Genomic DNA, 19,155 nt, shown 5'->3' on the forward strand with positions numbered 1-19,155 from the left:
GCAAAGACATTAGTTAGCAGGGAAAAAACCGCCCAAAATTGCTTCGCGGCTTGCGCCAGTGACGGCGGGTAAGTTACCACTGAGTTTATAGTGATGCCGCATGGCAAGCCAAGAAAATGCGATGCCTTCGACCCACTGCGGGGCAATACCTAATTGCTGAGTTGTGGTTACCTGTTGATTAGGTAATAAAAGGGCTAAGCGTCTTATGAGTTCGTGATTAAAAGCACCACCACCACAAACGTAGACTTCAGCGTTGTTTGATAGCTTAGCGCAGTCATTGGCTATGCTATGACAGGTTAGATCCAACAATGTTGATTGAATATCGGCTTCATTTAAGTAGCCAAAATTAGCAATCTGTTGTTCAAGCCAAGCTTGGTTAAATAATTCTCTACCGGTACTTTTGGGGGCGCTAAGGGCAAAATATGAGTGCGATAGTAGATGTTTGAGTAACTGCTCATCGGTGTTACCACTGGCCGCCCAAGCACCATCTTTATCATATTGTTTATCATGGACATGCTTAATCCAGGCATCCACTAAGGTATTACCAGGTCCAGTATCAAAGCCGATCACTTGGTCAGCAGAGCCAGGTAAATAGGTGATGTTGGAGATCCCACCAATATTGACAATAATTCTTGCTGTATCATCTTTGGCGAACAGTTGTTGGTGGAAGGCTGGGACTAAGGGAGCGCCTTGGCCACCTAAAGCAATATCTTTGCGGCGAAAGTCTGCGATGACATCAATTCCCGTCAGTGCTGCGATGGTGTTTGGATCGCCAATTTGCAAGGTAAAGCCCATCTCTAGGTTAGGCATATGCCTAACGGTTTGTCCGTGGCTACCAATGGCGGTGATTTGTTCTGCAGTGATATTGAACTTATTAAGTAGCTCATCAACCGCTTTGGCAAAAAGCTGGCCTACGGCTCTATCTAAGCTGCCTTGCAGATTGATTTCGTCATTGCCAGGTAAACATAATCGGGTTAAGCCCTTCAATAAGCCATTTGGCATAGGTTCACTATGGGTTCCAATTAAATGGGGCTGCTGATGGGAAAACTCCACCAACACGGCATCGACACCGTCCATGCTGGTGCCTGACATGAGGCCAATGAAATAGTTTTTGTTCATGTCACTTCCATCCTATTGTGCAGCCAATCTTAGCTGTTTGTTTTGTTCTAGTTGTGCCATGAGTTGTTTGCTGAGACTTAAAAATTGCTGCTTTTGGTCTGCCGCAATCGGCAGAGATTGTGGCAATTTTACTGTTCTTGGGTTGCGATGAACGCCATTAACGATAAATTCGTAATGTAGATGTGCGCCCGTGACACGACCGGTTGCTCCTAAGGTGCCGATGATCTGTCCCTGTTTGACAGTTTGTCCTTGCTTCACTTTACGCTTTTTAAGGTGTAGGTATTTAGTGGTGTAGGTATCATTGTGCTTAATGAATACGTAGTTACCATTGTATTTATTGTATGCCGACTTGATAACCCGCCCTTTACCCGCAGCTTTAATTGGCGTACCCACTGCAGCGACATAGTCTACACCGCGATGAGCACGGACTTGGCCAGTGACTGGATGAAGGCGTCGAGGGTTAAAACTTGAACTTACGTACTTAAAGTCTACCGGTGAGCGTAAAAATGCTTTACGCATGCTGCGGCCATCTTCGGAGTAGTAGTTGCCGTCACTGTAACGTACAGCGGTATATCTATCCCCTTGGTTGGTAAACTCCGCGGCGAGAATATTGCCATTTTGTAGGAATTCCCCGTCGGCATATTCTTGTTCAAATAAAATGGCAAAATTATCGCCTTTACGTAGATCTAGAGCGAAATCGATATCCCAGCCGAAAATGGTCGCCAGCTGCATGATTTGATTGGGGGTGAGGCCTGCACCTACACCTGCATTCCAAAAGTTGCTATTGATGGTAGCGTTTGCAAAGTTATTGCGTACTTCCACTTCTTTGACAACAACAGCTTCTTGATAACCGCTATCGCTATGTTCAATCACTAAGGTTGAAATTGCGTCGAGATGATAAGTGACTTTAGCCAGCTCGCCTGCTGCTGTTTTGCTAATAATGATTTCTTCACCAGGCATGATTCGCAGCAAATTTTTCTTGGCTTTTGGTAGCTGAGTAATTTCATGTACATCACGGGGAGTTAATCCGGCTCGTTTAAACAGTGCTGCTAAGGTATCGCCGCGTTTCACCTCAAAGCGTTTATCTGTGAGTAATGGGGCACTGACTGCCTTAGGCGAAGAATTGTCAGTCTCGACCGAACTTGGATTGGTGGCGACATCGAGCGGCATCTCGGTTTCAGCGTTGGCGTTGTGGTCAGTATTTTGGTTTGAGCTAGGCGGTGTAGGTTTACGAAATGCCAGCGGTACCTGACGTTGAGCTTGATTTAGGTCTGTTGCTTGGGTATCGGCTGAATCGTTAAAAACCTCGATTCGCCCGGATAAACTGGAATTGGTACTTTTTGATGCTTGTGCGTTATCTGCTGGCAATAACAAAATAGTAAGAGTGACGATGACCAATACACTCAATAGAACTTGGTGCATTCTAGGCAATAATTTTAATAAGGTGATTAGCTTTCCCATTGACCTCGATACCAATTTTGCATAATCGTGCTGATCCCCTTAGTGTACACCCTTTCATTTGTGCTGGCTAACAAGTAACATTACTGTCCTTAATTTTATACTAGGCTCTTAGGGGTAGTTGCCAAGATGGCTGATTTAGACCAAGCACTTGCAGAAATAAAACGCGGAACCGACGAGATTTTACTTGAGTCAGATCTGCTGGAAAAGTTAAAAGAAGGCCGTCCATTACGGATTAAGCTAGGAGCAGATCCTACCGCGCCAGATATTCACCTTGGTCATACGGTAATTCTCAATAAGTTGAGAACTTTCCAAGAGTTAGGTCATGAAGTGATTTTCTTGATTGGTGACTTTACCGGTATGGTTGGTGACCCAAGTGGTAAAAATAGCACTCGGCCTCCGCTCACAAAAGAGCAAGTACTTGCTAATGCTGAAACCTATAAAGAACAGGTATATAAAATTCTTGACCCTGCCAAAACTCGCATTGAGTTTAACTCCAGTTGGCTAGAGCCATTGGGTGCAGCAGGTATGATTCGCTTAGCGTCACAGCAAACCGTGGCGCGTATGATGGAACGTGACGATTTTAAAAAGCGTTATGGTTCTGGGCAAGCCATTGCTATTCATGAGTTCATGTATCCATTATTGCAAGGCTATGACTCGGTCGCGCTGCAGGCCGATGTTGAGCTTGGTGGTACAGACCAGAAGTTTAATTTGCTAATGGGTCGTGAGTTACAAAAAGCCGAAGGTCAAAAGCCACAAACGGTGATTATGATGCCATTGCTTGAAGGTTTAGACGGCGTTAAAAAGATGTCTAAATCGGCACATAACTACATTGGTGTGAGCGAGCCTGCCGGTGAGATGTTTGGTAAGATCATGTCAATTTCTGATGAGCTAATGTGGCGTTATTTTGAATTGCTATCATTCCGCCCGCTTACAGAGGTTGAGCAGTTCAAAGCAGATGTAGAATCTGGTGCTAATCCACGTGACATTAAAATCGCTTTAGCTAAAGAGATCATTGCGCGTTTCCATGATGAAGCAGCAGCGGATGCAGCGCATCAAGAATTCATCAACCGCTTCCAAAAAGGCGCGATTCCAGATGATATTGCTGAGCTTGAGATTGAAGCCGGTGAAGGTATCGCCATTGCCAATATACTCAAGCAAGCAGGTCTAGTGAACTCTACCTCAGACGCAATGCGTATGATCAAGCAAGGCGCTGCCAAAATTGATGGCGCTAAAATTGAAGATACCAAGCTACAACTAAGTGCTGGTACGACTGGTGTGTTCCAAGTGGGTAAACGTAAGTTTGCTAAAATCACTTTAGTATAGTGATTTGAATTTAGTGACTGGTTGTATTAATAAAAAACCCGCATAAGGCGGGTTTTTTTATGTTTGATTAAAGGCTAACTATTGCGTAGATAGTTGATCGGCCATGGTTTGATAATCCATTAGATCTTCATGTTCTGTGACACGATGATTAGTCATATCCAGTTTTACCGTCGTAACCCCTGGGATCGCGAGTTCAATAATTTTGCCTGGCTTACCAAATTGCGCACCAGGTCCGCGGTAATGGTAGTTACCAATCATTACAACTAGTGAGCCTGAGTTATACATGTGCTCTATATTGAAGTTGTATTCAAGTACCCCCCGGTGGGCACGTTCAAAAAACTGTAAAATATTACGACGACCTGTATAGGTTTTGCTGGCTGTACGGTCGCTAAAAACACTGTCGCGATTGTAAAAGGTACTAAGCAGACCATAGTCGTGATCGGTTAACGCCTTAATATAACGCACGGCCATTTGTTGCTCTTTTGGCATCTGGCCCGTGTTGGCCAATAGCGGAGCGCTTAACATTAGGCTCCAAGCTATTAAAAATGTGCGAAAATATTTAGCAGTCATAAATCAAGAAACTTTCTTTTTCAAATCAAATGCAGGTAACGATAAATGCCATTTTATTGCTGCAAGCCTTATGGCTAGGGCGGTGCCGAGTGCTAACAATAGCGCGACCTTATCAGCTGCACCCCAATAGATAGTTAAGGTGTAACAAATCCCGCCCATAATTGAAGCGGTCGCGTATATCTCAGTTCGCAAAATCATCGGCACTTGGCGACACAGTAAGTCTCGAATAATGCCTCCTCCGACTCCGGTTATCAAGCCCATAATCACTGCAACCATGCCTGTTAGCCCTAAACTCAGTGCTTTTTCTGCGCCGATGACAGTGAACAGGGCTAACCCCAGGGCATCAGCCACTGGTAGCGTATACTGAGGTACTCTTTTGGGTTTTCTGACAAAAATCAGGGTGAGCAATACAGTGGCAAGAATGACAATGATGTAGTTGGGGTCTTTGATCCAAAAAACCGGCGTTGTCCCTAATAAGGCATCACGAATACTGCCGCCACCGACCGCAGTGACCGAGGCTAATACAATGACCCCAAATGGGTCCATTCTGTGTCTGCCTGCTGCTAATGCGCCAGATAATGCAAATACCGCGGTGCCGCAGAGGTCGAAAAAGTAGATCCACTGGCTCATTGGTCGAGTTCTTCTAGGTGTAAGTTGAGGGCATCAACTGAGATGCGGATTTCGATGACAGATAATAGTAGCGAGTACAACAGCAGTAATAGACTACAACCGAAGATGATCGAGCCAGTTTGGTTAAAACCGATATAGATAAAAATCATACACAGCACGCACAGGGCAAAGCTTGACACCCCAGCTTCTTGCATGCGACGAATGATGACTATTCGCTTACGTAGATTAGCCAGCTGGGCACTGTGTACCGGTTTACCCTCACTACTGAGGTTGCGGATCAATGCAGCTAATGAGAAAAACCGGTTGGTATAGGCTAGTAACAGCAACGAGATAGCTGGAAACAATAGTGCAGGGGTGGTCAGTAATACATGTAAATTGTCGAACAATGTGGGCGTCTCATTCTTCCAAGCTGTTTTAGCGCATCATACCAAGCAGTATCTCGATGTCTAGCGTTAAGCGAAATATCTCAGCAATGCCCAGATAGCTGGGATGGTGACTAAGGTGCTTATCCAGATGAGGGTGGTAAATCGGGTTAGCTTAATGGCTTTACCGATATCGTTTGCCGTAGGTAAAGCGCCGTTACCGACTTTTTCTATCGCAACGCGCTTGCCTTCAAGTTTCATCGGGCCTGCCAATTCAATATTGAGGATTTGTGCAAATAACTGACAGGTTTTTAGGTGGTTATTAACCGGGTATTGGCTGGGTTTAACCTGAAAAAGTAACCGTATTGCTTTGGGCCCACCTTGAATCGCTAAGGTGAAATTCCATAATACAGTCGGGATGAAATATAGCAAGTAGCAGAGGTAATAACTGGCTTTTCCAAAATGTTGGTATTGCGGATTAACCTTAGGCCAGCAGTACTCCACTTGTTTGACCATTCGTGCTCCTAGCACGAGGGCGGTGCCTCCCACAGAGAAAAACAAAATCGTTGCCACCGAGCCATAAATGGGGGTGGCCATCATTTTCTCAATGGTGGCTTTGGCTATTCCAACCGAGGATAACTCGTGGGTATCGCGATAAGACCAAGGCGCGAGAATCTTCTTGGCTCTTGAATTATCTTGGTCTTCAAGCGCGTGCTGAACTTCTTCGGCGACACGATTAAAGTGCTCATCGCACAAACAGATGTAGAGTAAAACGATATCAAAAAACCATGGGAAGGCTGAAAGATCGAGCAAAAAACTGATGATCAACCAAAAAGGCACAACGATTAATATTAGTGCTAAGGTGCCGGCAATGGTTTGCTGCTGCGAAGAGCGTTGAACGTGGTTAACCTTTTGTGCAAGTTGCTTGGCTAAATGGCTAAACCACACGAAAGCTTGCGCCTCTCTTGGGAGTGGCGCAGCTTTAGCAAGTATGATGGCTATCAGTAAAACTAATGCGTCTTTGTAAAAGCCGCTATCGTTTAATACCTGTTGCGCAAAGTCGGGGATCATTCAGCGTTAAGCTTCTAATTGACGTAGCAGCGACATCACCATGAGTGCTGAGTGGTGTCCGGCTTTAACAATATAGCTGTCGAAATCTACTGGCGAGTCATTGTTGGCATTATCTGACAGCGAGCGAATGACCACAAAAGGCACATTGAATTGGTGACATACTTGAGCGATTGCTGCACCTTCCATTTCGCAAGCGGCCATCGTTGGGAAGTTTGCTAGCATTTGCTCTGTACGTTTAGGATCGCAAATGAAACTGTCACCGGTACAGATCAAACCTTCAATCGCTTTTACTTCGCCTAAATCAGCAATGGCTTTATTGGCCGCGGCTTTAAGTTTGGCATCTGGCATAAATGCCGCTGGCTGTTGAGCCATTTGGCCAATTTCGTAACCAAAAGCGGTAACATCAACATCATGGTGGCGAACTTCAGAAGAAATTACGATATCACCAATGTTTAAACTATCTACAAACCCGCCTGCGGAGCCGGTATTGATGATGTAGTCAGGTGCAAACTTATCGACAAGTAAAGTTGTGGCAATACTTGCAGTCACTTTACCGATACCTGAGCGGGTCACCACGACCTCTTTGCCTTCTAATTGACCTGAAACCAGCTCAATACCAGCAATGGTAATTGCTTGTGGGTTATCCATTGATTTAATTAGGTGAGCAACTTCTGGCTCCATGGCACCAATAATACCGATTTTCATTCAACGACCTTTCGATGACGACGGGTTATCAATATGTACTAACCCTATGAGTAATGGGCGCTAATATAGCAATAATCACGCGTGCTGGCGAGAACCTGTGTCGCAACATGAGGGATGATTAATAAACCGGTTAAGATTGCTAATGAGTTACTAAGGTTTTATCGCTGTTGTGGAGCCTAATACCAACTTCTTATACAGGTTGGTATAAATGGGAAATTATAAGCAAAGGCTTTCGCGAGTGCTTTGATAAGAGACAGTTATTAGCGGGCCACTGAAGGCGATTGTCTGTGACGAATAATTTCGCAAATGTTGTTAGTGGACAAAGCTTATCTGGGCTGTGCTTGTTGATAAAAAAAGCGCTTCAGCTTATCCAGCATGAAGCGCAAACTCACAAGCAAACTGTATTATTCAGAAAAATAATTTAATATGCCCATTGCGGCGTCGCGGCCTTCTGCAATAGCTGTAACCACCAGATCTGAGCCTCGAACCATGTCTCCGCCAGCAAAGACTTTAGGATTCGAAGTTTGAAATGGGTTGTCTGCGACTTTAGGTGCTTTGACTAAGCCCCATTCATTAAGCTCAATGCCAAAGTCGCCGAGCCATTTCGCTGGACTGGGCTGGAAACCGAAGGCGATAACCAGAGCATCGGTATCGATGAGCTGTTCACTGCCCTCAATTGGTTGTGGGCGACGTCGTCCGCTGTCATCAGGTTCACCAAGTGCTGTTTCAACACACTCAATGGCTGTGACCACACCAGCATCAGTTTTAATTGCGGTCGGCTGACGATTAAATAGGAATTTCACCCCTTCCTCTTTCGCATTTTCAACTTCACGACGAGAGCCTGGCATATTTTCTTCGTCACGGCGGTAGACACAAGTGACTTGCTCGGCACCTTGACGCACTGCGGTGCGAACGCAGTCCATCGCAGTATCACCACCGCCCAGTACTACCACTTTTTTACCGGCTAAATTCAGATACGGCGCGTCAGCACTTTCGGTGCCCATCACGTGGTGGGTATTGCCGATAAGGTATGGAAGTGCTTGGTGAACACCTTGAGCATCTTCGCCGTCAAGTCTTGCTTGCATTGGCGTGTAAGTACCCATGCCTAAAAATACCGCATCGTACTCATCAACTAAGGTTTGAAATTCAATATCTTCACCGATAGTGACGCCTAGTTTAAATTCGATGCCCATGCCTTCCATCACACTGCGGCGGGTAGCCATGACCGACTTATCCAGTTTAAACGATGGAATACCATAAGTGAGCAGGCCACCGATTTGCGGATGCTTATCATAGACAACCGCCTTGATGCCATTTCGGGCCAGAATATCCGCGCAACCAAGGCCTGCAGGACCGGCACCGATGATGGCGACTCTTTCTGTTCGGGCCTTAACCTTGCTCATATCTGGACGCCAACCTTGGGCGATTGCAGTATCGGTAATGTATTTCTCAACATTACCAATGGTGACCGCGCCAAATTCGTCATTAAGGGTACAAGCTCCTTCACAGAGACGATCTTGCGGACATACTCGGCCGCAAATTTCTGGCAGTGTATTGGTTTCGTGGACTAAATCTGCCGCTTCAAGAATACGCCCTTGTTTGGCCAAATTTAACCAATTCGGAATGTAGTTATGTAACGGACACTTCCATTCGCAATAAGGGTTACCACAATCTAAACAACGGTCAGCTTGCTCTTGAACCTGCGGCTGAGCAAAAGGCTGATAAATCTCAATAAACTGAGTTGCACGTTGCTGTACCGAGTGTTTCGTTGGATCTTTACGACCCACTTCAATAAATTGAAAATCATTACTCATTAGAAGTTACCCCGCAACAACTGTCAGTTCTGGCTCTGAACGTTCTAACTTCAATAAGTCAGATACTTCAACACTCTTTGGCTTAACTAATACAAAGCAATCAAGCCAGTTTTCAAAATCTTGCAGTAACATTTTGGCGTGTTCACTGCCGGTCTCTTTAACATGCTCTTCGATTAAGCCTTTCAGATGCTGTTGTAGCACAGGTGAATCAACCTTATGGGTATCAACCAGCTCGGTGTTAACTCGGCGTGAGAAACGTCCTAAACGGTCGAAGACATAAGCAAAACCACCAGTCATACCTGCACCGAAGTTAACGCCTGTTTTACCCAGAACGACAACGATACCGCCGGTCATGTATTCACAACCATTGTCACCTAAGCCTTCAACAACAGCAGTTGCACCTGAGTTACGTACCGCAAAGCGTTCACCTGCTTGGCCAGCGGCGAAGAACTTACCGCCCGATGCGCCATAGAGGCAGGTGTTACCGACAATCGCTGAACGTTCGCTTTGGAAAGTGCTACCTAACGGCGGATGGATAGTTATCTTGCCGCCCGCCATGCCTTTACCAACATAGTCGTTCGCATCACCACAGAGGTTTAGCTCAACACCTGGGCTGTTCCATACCCCGAAGCTTTGTCCAGCGCTGCCGTTAAAGTTGACACTGACTGTTTGCTTGGTGCCATCGCGGCCAACATGAGTAGCGATATAACCTGACAAACTCGCACCCACTGAACGGTCGGTGTTATTGATGGTAAATCGGCCTTGATAGGGCTCACTTGCATCAATGGCAGATTGCGCATCAGCAAGTACCTTTTGATTTAGCTCGCCTTTATCTGAAGGCGGGTTTAGCTCCTGCCATGTATGTGAACAACCTGCTGGTACTGTTGGTTTATACAAAATTGCAGATAGATCCAACTGGCGCTGCTTGTCTGTTTCACCTTCAATGGCGTGCAGCCACTCACTGCGACCCACTAGATCTTCAAATTTGGCTACCCCTAAGGTTGCCATCCATTCGCGGATCTCTTGAGCAACAAACTCGAAGTAGGTCATCACACGCTCGGGTAAGCCGTGGTAATGATTGTCGCGTAGTGCTTTGTTTTGCGTCGCGACACCAGTAGCACAGTTGTTTAGGTGGCAAATTCGTAAGTATTTACAACCTAGCGCAATCATCGGCACGGTACCAAAACCAAAGCTCTCTGCACCAAGTAGTGCCGCTTTAATCACGTCAGTACCGGTTTTTAATCCGCCATCCACTTGTAAGCGAATTTTATGACGTAAACCGTTGGCGACGAGTGACTGGTGAACCTCGGCTAAGCCAAGCTCCCACGGGCTGCCGGCATATTTTACTGAAGTGATCGGGCTGGCACCTGTACCACCATCATAACCTGAAATGGTAATCATATCGGCATAGGCTTTTGCCACACCAGTTGCAATGGTACCCACACCTGGTTCAGAGACTAATTTAACTGAGATCAGAGCTTTAGGGTTAATTTGTTTTAAATCAAAAATCAGCTGAGCTAAATCTTCGATTGAGTAAATATCATGATGTGGCGGCGGTGAAATCAACGTCACACCGGGGCGCGCGTTACGCAGCGCTGCAATCTCGACACTTACTTTGTGGCCTGGAAGTTGGCCACCTTCTCCAGGCTTCGCACCTTGAGCTACCTTAATTTGTAGCACTTCAGCGTTGACAAGGTAGTGGGCTGTGACACCAAAGCGTCCCGATGCGATCTGTTTAATCGCTGAGTTACGTTCAGAGTTAAAACGTTTAGGATCTTCTCCACCTTCGCCAGAGTTTGAACGACCACCGAGACGGTTCATCGCAACGGCTAAGGCTTCATGCGCCTCAGGACTCAGTGCACCAATACTCATGGCGGCACTGTCAAAACGCGGATAAAGCGTTTGTGCTGATTCAACTTGCTCAAGCTCGATAGCGTTTTGATCTGCTTCTACCTTGATCAAGTCACGCAACGTGGCAACAGGTCGCTTGTCTACTAGTTGAGTAAACTGTTTGTATTTGGGGTAGTCTTTACCGGCAAGGCTTTGCTGTAAGGTGTTAACCACATCTGGGTTAAAGCAGTGGTATTCGCCACCTTCAACGTACTTTAATAAGCCGCCTTGCGATAAGGGAAGGTGAGCTCTGAAAGCATGTTTATGCAGGATCTGCTGATCTTGTTCTAGCAAGTCAAAATTCGCCCCGGCAATACGGCTAACAACACCTTTGAAGCAAAGCTCTACCACCTCTTGTGCTAAACCGATGGCTTCAAACTGTTGGCTACAACGATAGGAACCCACAGTACTGATGCCCATTTTTGACATAATTTTCCGCAGGCCTTTATCGATACCTTGACGGAAATTAAGCATCAGTTTTTGGGTTTGCTCAATGCCTTGATTCTTTGCCATCGCTGAAATGCTTTCATAGGCAAGATAAGGGTAAATCGCCGTAGCACCAAAGCCGAGTAACACAGCAAAGTGGTGAGGGTCACGGGCTGAGGCGGTTTCGACAATAATGTTGGTATCACAACGTAAGCTCTTGTCGACTAAGGTGCGCTGAACTGCGCCAACAGCCATCGCTGCAGGCACAACTTGCTTGTTCTTGCACGTGGCTCGATCCGATAAGATCAGCAAGGTTGTTCCCGTTCTAGCCAAACGCTCGGCTTCGTCGCACAGACGAACAATCGCAGCTTCTAGTCCTTCTGAAAGATCGTAATTGAGATCTAAGGTGTTAGCGCGGTAGTAGGTTGAGTCAAGACCCAATAGCTGATTGAAATCACTAAACAACAAAATCGGCGAGTTAAACATCACTCGGTAGGCATGACCTGTAGTTTCATTAAACAGGTTTTGCTCTCGGCCTACACAGGTCGCTAAAGACATCACATGCTTTTCACGCAGTGGGTCAATAGGTGGGTTAGTCACTTGGGCAAACTTCTGACGGAAATAGTCGTAGATGGTCCGTGATTTTTTCGATAGCACCGCCATTGGGGTATCATCACCCATGGAGCCTGTGGCTTCTTCGCCTTTTTGTGCTAATACCCATAGCACTTGCTCAAGCTCTTCTCGTGAGTAGCCAAATTGTTTTTGGTACTGCAGCAACGCGTCGGCAGAAAACTCACTGACACCCTGGGCCTCAGCTGGCATATCTTCTGCTGCGGTAAGCTGTTGGCTGTTCTTTTTCATCCACTCTTTGTAGGGGTGGCGGCGTTTTAAGTCGTTGTCGATCTCAAAAGAGGGGTACAGTTTGCCATCAAGGGTATCTAGTACTAGTAGCTCACCTGGGCCCACTCGGCCTTTTTCAACTACTTCATCGGCGGCATAATCCCAAATACCTATCTCAGAGGCGAGGGTTAAAATACGGTCTTTGGTGATAACGTAACGCGATGGACGCAGGCCATTACGGTCTACGGCGCAAGCAACATGGCGACCATTGGTCATTACAATACCTGCAGGTCCATCCCAGGGCTCCATATGCATGGAGTTAAAGTCGTAGAAGGCTTTAAGCTCTTCATCCATCTCTGGGTTACTTTGCCATGCGGGTGGAATAAGCAGGCGCATGGCTCGATAAAGATCCATGCCACCGGCTAACAGCATCTCTAGCATGTTATCGAGTGATGATGAGTCTGAACCAGTTTCATTTACAAATGGCGCAGCCTGTTGTAAATCGGCAAGTAGTGGTGCATTAAATTTATAGGCGCGAGCGCGAGCCCACTGTCGGTTACCGGTAATGGTATTGATTTCACCATTATGAGCTAAGTATCTAAATGGCTGTGCTAAGGGCCACTTTGGTGATGTGTTGGTGGAGAATCGTTGGTGAAATAAGCAGATTGAACTTTGTAGGCGTATATCAGCCAAGTCAGCATAAAAAGCCGGTAAGTCCGCAGGCATCATTAGGCCTTTATAGACAATCACCTGACCCGATAAACTAGCAACATAAAAATCTTTGTCGTGGGTTAACTGCTGTTCTAAACGACGTCTGGCCATATAGAGACGGCGCTCTAGATCTTTTTCTCGCCAACCGATCGGGGAATTAATCAGAACTTGATAGATTTGTGGAAGGCTGTTTTTACCAATAGGCCCAAGTACTTCAGCATCAACAGGAACCTTACGCCAACCCGCAACACTTAAGGTTTCTTTTTCTAGTTCACGTTCTAGCAGTTGCTTGGCTTGTTCTGCTAGCTCATCGTCTTGACTCAGAAATAGCATACCAACTGCGAACTTACGGCTTAAATGCCAATCATTTTCTTCAGCGATAGCTTCAAAGAATTTAATCGGAAGTTGCATAAGCAAACCGCAGCCATCACCCGTACGGCCATCAGCAGCAATTCCGCCGCGATGTTTCATTCGGTCTAAACCATGAATTGCTGTTCTTACAATGCGGTGACTAGGTTCACCGTCCATTTGGGCAATTAAGCCAAAGCCACAGTTGTCTCTCTCGAAACTGGGGTGATACAAGCTCATACACAAACCTCCCTTACACATTCCAAATACTACTCGGGGAAATTTAATAATTTAGTTCTTATAGATATGCACCCGAACCACTCAAATTAACTTTTCATATTACAAAGGTCAAACACAAAAAATGCATAAAACGTGACTAAAAATGTGCGATTCATACGCTTGTTATACGGGGTTTACGTTAACGTTAACTGAAAATTAATACGTATAACCTTATGAATAAAAAGAATTTTGGTTTTGTTGATTTGCTTTGTTTACTAAATTATAACAAAAGGCGGGATTGTTTTTTATTTCAAAAAAATGATTTTTATTGCATGCACAGTGAGTTTGATACAAGTATTTTTTGTGACTAACTATTCAATTTCTGTGTTTTGGTGAGTTGAGTCACCAAAAATCCATTTAATTAATAAGGGCTAATATAAAGATCTTTGATATACCACTAAGTTTTTTCGCCACCGATACGTTAGGATCGCTGCCCTAAAAATAGCAGAGGGTAAGCCGTGGGGCTGGATAGTTTCGTCAATACATTTGGTGCGATATGTAAGCATAAATATGGTGAGCGCTTGCGTAAATTGACCATAGACGCCAAATTTACTTGTCCAAATCGTGATGGCTCATTGGGTAAAGGTGGTTGCACGTTTTGTAATGTTGCCTCGTTTAGCCATGAACATGGCAGTGAGAAGTCGATTGCAGTGCAGCTCAGTGAAGGTCGCGAGCGACTAAAAGGTAAATCCAGTAAGTATTTTGCTTATTTTCAAGCATACACCAGTACCTATGATGAGTATCAGGTGTTGAAAGCGAAATATGATGAGGCGATAGAAGATCCCGATATCGTCGGTTTATTCGTTGGCACACGTCCTGACTGTGTTCCTGACGAGGTGATTGAGCTATTAGCCAGTTATCAGCGCAGAGGGCTAGAAGTTTGGTTGGAGCTTGGTCTGCAAACCGCTAACGAGACCACGCTAAAGCGCATCAATCGTGGTCATGGCTTTGCCGAGTATCAAGATACGGTATTACGTGCACGAGCAGCAGGTTTGAAAGTGTGTACTCATATGATCTTAGGTTTACCTGGAGAAGCACATGCTGATTACCTGTCAACATTAAAGCAAGTGCTTGATGTGGGAGTTGATGGTCTTAAGATCCATCCTTTACACATTGTTGCCGGAAGTACGCTTGCCAAATCCTGGCAGGCGGGCAGAGTGAGTCTAATCAGTAAAGAAGACTACGCAGCCAGTGTGGGTGAATTAATTAGACATACGCCAAAAGAGGTCATATTTCACCGAGTTACGGCATATGCTAAGAAACCGGTTTTACTAGCACCAGATTGGTGTGGTTTTCGCTGGGATGGATTAGTTGCGATAGTTGATGATCTTAAATTGCATGGCGGGCAGGGTCATTATGTCGATTTGAATTGTTGTTTTGAAAGTGTATCAGCAGTTGCAAATCAATAATTTAATTAAATTTTGGTTAATGAAAAGTTAAATATTAAGTGAATTTATCGCCAATCGATGCATTTAGTTGCACATGCAATTATTGCGGGTATGATGTGGTAAATAGTTTTTTATACAGACAGTATTATTTCGAGAGGTGCCTTGATATGGCAACAGCTGAGTTAGAATCAATTTTAGATCTTAACACCTTAGAGCAATATTGCAGTGCCATTGGTGCTGGAACCTTGCTAAAGAGCGTCGTCTTATTCGAGCAGCTTATGCCGGAATACGTAGGTAACCTAGTTAATGCTAAAAACGCTCAAGATAAAGATACCCTGTGTTCAGAAGCGCATAAATTTAAAGGCGCGGCAGGCTCAGTGGGATTAAAGCGCATTCAGCAATTTGCTCAACTATTGCAGCATGGTGAAGAAGCTAACTGGGCAGAGAAGCACAGTGAATGGTTGCAAGTTATTGTTGACCACGCCAATGCAGATTTGGCAGAGCTGAAGCAGTACTTAGAATCTAAAGCATAATCTAATCGGAGCTAATCGGTATGTAGCTTGGCTCTGAATCGCATTTAGAAAAGCCTTTGCACTTTGAGTGTGAAGGCTTTTTTATTGGCTGTTTTACAAGTTATACCGATTGGTATTAGCCAATACAATTCAGATTTTGGTCACAAAATGACAGCACAACATACCCAGCTCTGAGGCAAGCTATGATACAGTTAAATAGAGTTTATAAATAAACATTAAGGCTGGTAATCGATTTTATGAAACATTTACCGAGTTTGAAGAATCTGTTCTATTTGGTGAACCTGCACCATGAGCAGAATTTTAATCGGGCTGCCAAGGTCTGTTTTGTCAGCCAGTCTACGCTATCTAGCGGTATTCAAAATTTAGAAGAGCAATTGGGCCATCAGCTGATTGAGCGGGACCATAAGTCTTTTATTTTCACTGCTATCGGCGAAGAAGTGGTGCAGCGTGCCCGCAAATTATTGACCGACGTTGATGACCTTGTTGAGTTGGTAAAACATCAAGGTGAGCCGATGACTGGTGACATTCGTCTCGGCTGTATTCCGACCATTGCGCCATTTTTGCTTAGTCGCGTGGTAAAACATTGTCATCAAGCTTATCCAGATTTGACCTTGTTCTTGAAGGAAGATACCACAGAACGCTTACTTGATGCGTTGGGTAAAGGCGAGCTAGATCTATTATTGCTGGCATTGCCAGTTGATACCGCTGGTTACCACAGTATGAAAGTCGGTATTGATCCATTTAAATTGGTGGTTCATGAAGAACTGTCTGATGACATCCACGAGCCGCTTGATTATCAGCTATTACCTGATGAAAGTATCTTTTTATTGCAAGCAGAACACTGTATCACTGGTCATGCGATAAGTGCGTGCAGTTTGGGCGATAGTGAGAAGATAAATCCCTTTGCCGCTACGAGTCTACATACCTTAGTACAGATGGTTAACAGTAAATTAGGGACGACATTCTTACCGCAAATGGCCATTGATGCCGGGATTTTAAATGACACCAGTTTGGCAGTTATGAATCCCCCAGGTGAGGCGCCATATCGGGATATAGGCTTAGTTTGGCGACAAACGTCGAGCCGGATTTTGACCTTTAGAACATTAGGTTTAGATATCCAGTCACTTTTGGCTCAAGAATAGTAGCTCAAGAATAAAAATAGGCGGTGTTATTACACCGCCCATTTCGTTTATATCGCTAAAAGAATCGATGGTTACTGAGTATCTTTAGGTTTTACCCCGAACACTTCAATCGAGTGCTGCTTACCTTTTAACTTCATTGGCCCAAGACTTTCCAATTTGTACTGGCTATGAGTATTGTCAAGGCGCGACTCTAACGAGCCAGAAATCAACATGCGCTGGCCTAGGGGGTTACATTGGTCTTGCAAGCGAGCCAAGGTATTGAGCACGTCACTAAAGAAGCTGATTTCTTGTTTTTGCACCCCAACAACAGCCGCAACGACTTGTCCACAATGGGCTGCCGCTTTAAATTTGGGGACAAAACCGTATTGTTCTTCAAAGTACTGGCGTTGCCAATTGAGCTGCTGGCTAAACTCAAAATATATATTGAAGCTACGGTCTTGAATGACGCCTTCTTCTAACGGCCAATGGATTAATACCGCATCACCCATATAGCGGTATATTTCCGCTTCATTGTTCACGACGGTATCTGATAACAAACTAAAACAGTCTTGAATTAAGCGACTGAATCGGTAATCACCTAATGATTCAGCGTGGGTGGTTGATGCCACCATATCAAGATACAGAAATAACCGCTGCTCATATCGAGGTTTGTGGTATTTACCTAATCCAATATTGAACAGAACCCTAGGCCCTACCAGCAAAGCCATTTGCTCGATAAATGCCAGTCCAACGCGGACAACAACTAAGTAGATAATCAGCGCTTGAAATGAAGGGCTATAAAGCACATGCGCGGTGAGCATTTGCCTTAAGGTGGTCATGTGGTTTTCAATGGCCCACATATTTAAAAACTGGGTGATGTAGGCGAGGGTAGTCGCACCTAGCAGGAGGAATAAACCCTTAAAAATAACCGAGAATAGATAAGGTAGCCGGTTGATGGCACTGAAGTCAGCAATCAGGTTTGACATCCAATGTAGGCTGCCAAAAATAATCCCCATGTAGATAGCTAATGTGGCAAGATCTGCACTGCCAACGGCCCATTGCGGAAGCTCTGGCGCCTGAGCATAGCGAAAAAAGACAAAAGCCACCATGGCAATTGTCCAAGCAAAAATCGCAAATATTAGCTTTTTGACTTGTATACGCGCTCTCACGACAGGAATTTTTTACCTAATACATCAAATATTTCAGGATGCGGTAGTTTATAGAAAATACCCCTATGATTACCAGTAGTATTTGTGATCTTGGTCAAATGAACAGCGGATCTTTTGCTGTTAACGGCTAAAATGTCGCGCGAGAATGCCATGGGTGAAGGGGATCTTGAGGTAAAAGCCCCTTGGGTTAGTGAGTTTTATTTGGCCATCACTGGCAATACTGGTGGTCACAGAGCGGCTATTGGCCCCTTTGGGTCGCAATTGTAGTACCTCACCATGCCTTGCTGTGATCTGCTCAACTTTACCAAGCGCAATGAGCTCCATGATCTCTTCCCAGTCTTGCCTTATTTGGGCGAACTCTTGCTCGGATGGGGTCCACAAAATGGGCATACCAATACGGCGCTGTGCTATGGGAATATCTCGTTCCCCTTCAACAGGGATCCATAATACCCGCTGTAATTTGTGGTACACCAAACTATCTTGCCAACGCAGCCCTTGAATATCGACCAGTGGTGCCACGGTGACATAGGTGGTTTCTATGGGTTTGCCATTGCGATCAATAGGAATCGTTTTTAATTCTACGCCAAGGTGAAGAAAATCTTGCTCAGGTTTTGAGCCTGCCGTTGCGCCGAGCTCTAATTCGATTAATTGGCCAACCCATCCTTTATCGCGCTTGAGGTTCTCTGGTACTGGGATACCGTGGATTTGGCTAATTTGTCCAAGTGATAGTCCTGCCATATCAGTGGCGCGTTGCATCAGTTCTTGCAGGTCTTTTGGCGGTATAGGTTTCGTTTTCATAGCGGAATCATAGCGATTTTTACAGCCAAGGCCAATGAGGATAAATTTCGTACAGCAAAATAACCGAGAGTTATTCATTGGGTATTAGCGCGCTAAGCTAATGTTTTTTAAGTGCTTAGTTTTACCTTTAGGGGAAAAGGTGATCATTTGGATCAAGTTACACGCTGATTTCCCCTGCTTTGCCAACATAGTTATCCACAGTTTTGTTGGATAAGTTAGTTGTTCCGCCCCTTAATCACGCTGAAACTGGTTTGTCAACGCAGAAAGGCGGCTTGTTGGCGAATTTTAAAGCGAATGTATTTGCTTGAGTGTGAATAACATTGGCCCAAATAAACAAATAGTTTTTGCTATTGTCACTTGTGTGTTTTTTGTTCAAACAAACCTGTTCATTTTCAGCTTAAGAAAATGATTTTACTTAATGGTTTAAAAAACAATGCTTTATAAGTGCCTCTTGCTGTTTGATTGCGTACGCAAAGTGGTTGAAATACGTGCTTAACCTGAGTTTACTTAAGTTGCGAACAGAGATATCCACAGATTTTGTGGATATGTTGGCGAGTATGTGCGAGCTCTTGTGTATAAATGTAATTATTGCTGTTT

At 44.9% G+C, this 19,155-nt stretch carries 15 protein-coding genes; 4 read left to right on the forward strand and 11 right to left on the reverse strand.

Annotated elements, in window-relative coordinates:
- Positions 1-9: 9 nt before the first annotated feature.
- Both ACHUFW_RS00715 and ACHUFW_RS00720 read right to left on the reverse strand, forming a co-directional pair.
- The gene (locus tag ACHUFW_RS00715) at positions 10-1,119 is read right to left on the reverse strand and encodes an anhydro-N-acetylmuramic acid kinase (RefSeq protein WP_394200026.1); all 1,110 of its coding nucleotides are present in this window, start codon (positions 1,117-1,119) and stop codon (positions 10-12) included.
- A gap of 12 nt (positions 1,120-1,131) precedes the next feature.
- The gene (locus ACHUFW_RS00720; RefSeq protein WP_394200027.1) at positions 1,132-2,580 is read right to left on the reverse strand and encodes a peptidoglycan DD-metalloendopeptidase family protein; all 1,449 of its coding nucleotides are present in this window, start codon (positions 2,578-2,580) and stop codon (positions 1,132-1,134) included.
- 126 nt (positions 2,581-2,706) lie between these two features.
- On the opposite strand from ACHUFW_RS00720, the gene tyrS reads away from it, so the two are divergent.
- The gene (gene tyrS, locus ACHUFW_RS00725; RefSeq protein ID WP_394200029.1) at positions 2,707-3,903 is read left to right on the forward strand and encodes a tyrosine--tRNA ligase; all 1,197 of its coding nucleotides are present in this window, start codon (positions 2,707-2,709) and stop codon (positions 3,901-3,903) included.
- Positions 3,904-3,981: 78 nt separating this feature from the next.
- On the opposite strand, the gene ACHUFW_RS00730 is transcribed toward tyrS, so the two are convergent.
- The 7 genes from ACHUFW_RS00730 to gltB form a co-directional block, all read right to left on the reverse strand.
- Entirely contained in the window at positions 3,982-4,428 is a 447-nt protein-coding gene (locus tag ACHUFW_RS00730; RefSeq protein WP_394200031.1) for a nuclear transport factor 2 family protein, read from the reverse strand.
- Positions 4,429-4,476: 48 nt separating this feature from the next.
- Positions 4,477-5,103, reverse strand: coding sequence for a trimeric intracellular cation channel family protein (locus ACHUFW_RS00735; RefSeq protein ID WP_394200033.1), 627 nt, complete (start codon positions 5,101-5,103; stop codon positions 4,477-4,479).
- Positions 5,100-5,489 carry a DUF2721 domain-containing protein gene (locus tag ACHUFW_RS00740; RefSeq protein ID WP_394200034.1) on the reverse strand — a complete coding sequence of 130 codons (390 nt, stop codon included), beginning with the start codon at positions 5,487-5,489 and terminating at the stop codon, positions 5,100-5,102. Before ACHUFW_RS00740 ends, ACHUFW_RS00735 begins: the two co-directional genes overlap by 4 nt.
- A gap of 66 nt (positions 5,490-5,555) precedes the next feature.
- The gene (locus ACHUFW_RS00745) at positions 5,556-6,536 is read right to left on the reverse strand and encodes a cobalamin biosynthesis protein CobD/CbiB (RefSeq protein WP_394200035.1); all 981 of its coding nucleotides are present in this window, start codon (positions 6,534-6,536) and stop codon (positions 5,556-5,558) included.
- A 6-nt stretch (positions 6,537-6,542) separates the two neighbouring features.
- Positions 6,543-7,241 (reverse strand): 5'-methylthioadenosine/S-adenosylhomocysteine nucleosidase, encoded by a 699-nt coding sequence (gene mtnN, locus ACHUFW_RS00750; protein ID WP_394200037.1) that lies wholly within the window; start codon positions 7,239-7,241, stop codon positions 6,543-6,545.
- 404 nt (positions 7,242-7,645) lie between these two features.
- Complete coding sequence (locus ACHUFW_RS00755) at positions 7,646-9,055, reverse strand: FAD-dependent oxidoreductase (RefSeq protein ID WP_394200039.1); 1,410 nt, start codon at positions 9,053-9,055, stop codon at positions 7,646-7,648.
- A gap of 6 nt (positions 9,056-9,061) precedes the next feature.
- Positions 9,062-13,510 carry a glutamate synthase large subunit gene (gene gltB / locus ACHUFW_RS00760; protein ID WP_394200040.1) on the reverse strand — a complete coding sequence of 1,483 codons (4,449 nt, stop codon included), beginning with the start codon at positions 13,508-13,510 and terminating at the stop codon, positions 9,062-9,064.
- 497 nt (positions 13,511-14,007) lie between these two features.
- Between gltB and mnmL the strand changes: the two genes are divergently transcribed.
- The 3 genes from mnmL to oxyR all read left to right on the forward strand — a co-directional run bounded on the left by mnmL (position 14,008) and on the right by oxyR (position 16,612).
- Positions 14,008-14,958 (forward strand): tRNA modification radical SAM protein MnmL/YtqA, encoded by a 951-nt coding sequence (gene mnmL / locus ACHUFW_RS00765; RefSeq protein WP_394200042.1) that lies wholly within the window; start codon positions 14,008-14,010, stop codon positions 14,956-14,958.
- Positions 14,959-15,104: 146 nt separating this feature from the next.
- Entirely contained in the window at positions 15,105-15,470 is a 366-nt protein-coding gene (locus tag ACHUFW_RS00770; protein ID WP_394200044.1) for an Hpt domain-containing protein, read from the forward strand.
- 236 nt (positions 15,471-15,706) lie between these two features.
- Positions 15,707-16,612 (forward strand): hydrogen peroxide-inducible genes transcriptional activator OxyR, encoded by a 906-nt coding sequence (gene oxyR, locus ACHUFW_RS00775; RefSeq protein WP_394200046.1) that lies wholly within the window; start codon positions 15,707-15,709, stop codon positions 16,610-16,612.
- Between the two features lie 71 nt (positions 16,613-16,683).
- Here oxyR and ACHUFW_RS00780 read toward each other — a convergent pair whose 3' ends face one another.
- Together ACHUFW_RS00780 and mutH are read right to left on the reverse strand one after the other, a co-directional pair.
- Positions 16,684-17,760 (reverse strand): adenylate/guanylate cyclase domain-containing protein, encoded by a 1,077-nt coding sequence (locus tag ACHUFW_RS00780; RefSeq protein WP_394200048.1) that lies wholly within the window; start codon positions 17,758-17,760, stop codon positions 16,684-16,686.
- 120 nt (positions 17,761-17,880) lie between these two features.
- Complete coding sequence (mutH, locus tag ACHUFW_RS00785; protein WP_394200050.1) at positions 17,881-18,558, reverse strand: DNA mismatch repair endonuclease MutH; 678 nt, start codon at positions 18,556-18,558, stop codon at positions 17,881-17,883.
- Positions 18,559-19,155: the final 597 nt, after the last annotated feature.

This window comes from Shewanella waksmanii (genome assembly GCF_043643685.1).
Lineage (GTDB): Bacteria > Pseudomonadota > Gammaproteobacteria > Enterobacterales > Shewanellaceae > Shewanella > Shewanella waksmanii_A.

Excerpts from the sequence above, each read along its gene's own strand:
- gltB (WP_394200040.1), bottom strand. The coding sequence starts at position 13,510 with ATGAGCTTGTATCACCCCAGTTTCGAGAGAGACAACTGTGGCTTTGGC.
- oxyR (WP_394200046.1), top strand. The coding sequence starts at position 15,707 with ATGAAACATTTACCGAGTTTGAAGAATCTGTTCTATTTGGTGAACCTG.
- ACHUFW_RS00720 (WP_394200027.1), bottom strand. The coding sequence starts at position 2,580 with ATGGGAAAGCTAATCACCTTATTAAAATTATTGCCTAGAATGCACCAA.
- ACHUFW_RS00755 (WP_394200039.1), bottom strand. The coding sequence starts at position 9,055 with ATGAGTAATGATTTTCAATTTATTGAAGTGGGTCGTAAAGATCCAACG.
- ACHUFW_RS00745 (WP_394200035.1), bottom strand. The coding sequence starts at position 6,536 with ATGATCCCCGACTTTGCGCAACAGGTATTAAACGATAGCGGCTTTTAC.
- tyrS (WP_394200029.1), top strand. The coding sequence starts at position 2,707 with ATGGCTGATTTAGACCAAGCACTTGCAGAAATAAAACGCGGAACCGAC.
- mutH (WP_394200050.1), bottom strand. The coding sequence starts at position 18,558 with ATGAAAACGAAACCTATACCGCCAAAAGACCTGCAAGAACTGATGCAA.
- ACHUFW_RS00770 (WP_394200044.1), top strand. The coding sequence starts at position 15,105 with ATGGCAACAGCTGAGTTAGAATCAATTTTAGATCTTAACACCTTAGAG.
- ACHUFW_RS00715 (WP_394200026.1), bottom strand. The coding sequence starts at position 1,119 with ATGAACAAAAACTATTTCATTGGCCTCATGTCAGGCACCAGCATGGAC.
- ACHUFW_RS00730 (WP_394200031.1), bottom strand. The coding sequence starts at position 4,428 with ATGTTAAGCGCTCCGCTATTGGCCAACACGGGCCAGATGCCAAAAGAG.
- mtnN (WP_394200037.1), bottom strand. The coding sequence starts at position 7,241 with ATGAAAATCGGTATTATTGGTGCCATGGAGCCAGAAGTTGCTCACCTA.
- ACHUFW_RS00735 (WP_394200033.1), bottom strand. The coding sequence starts at position 5,103 with ATGAGCCAGTGGATCTACTTTTTCGACCTCTGCGGCACCGCGGTATTT.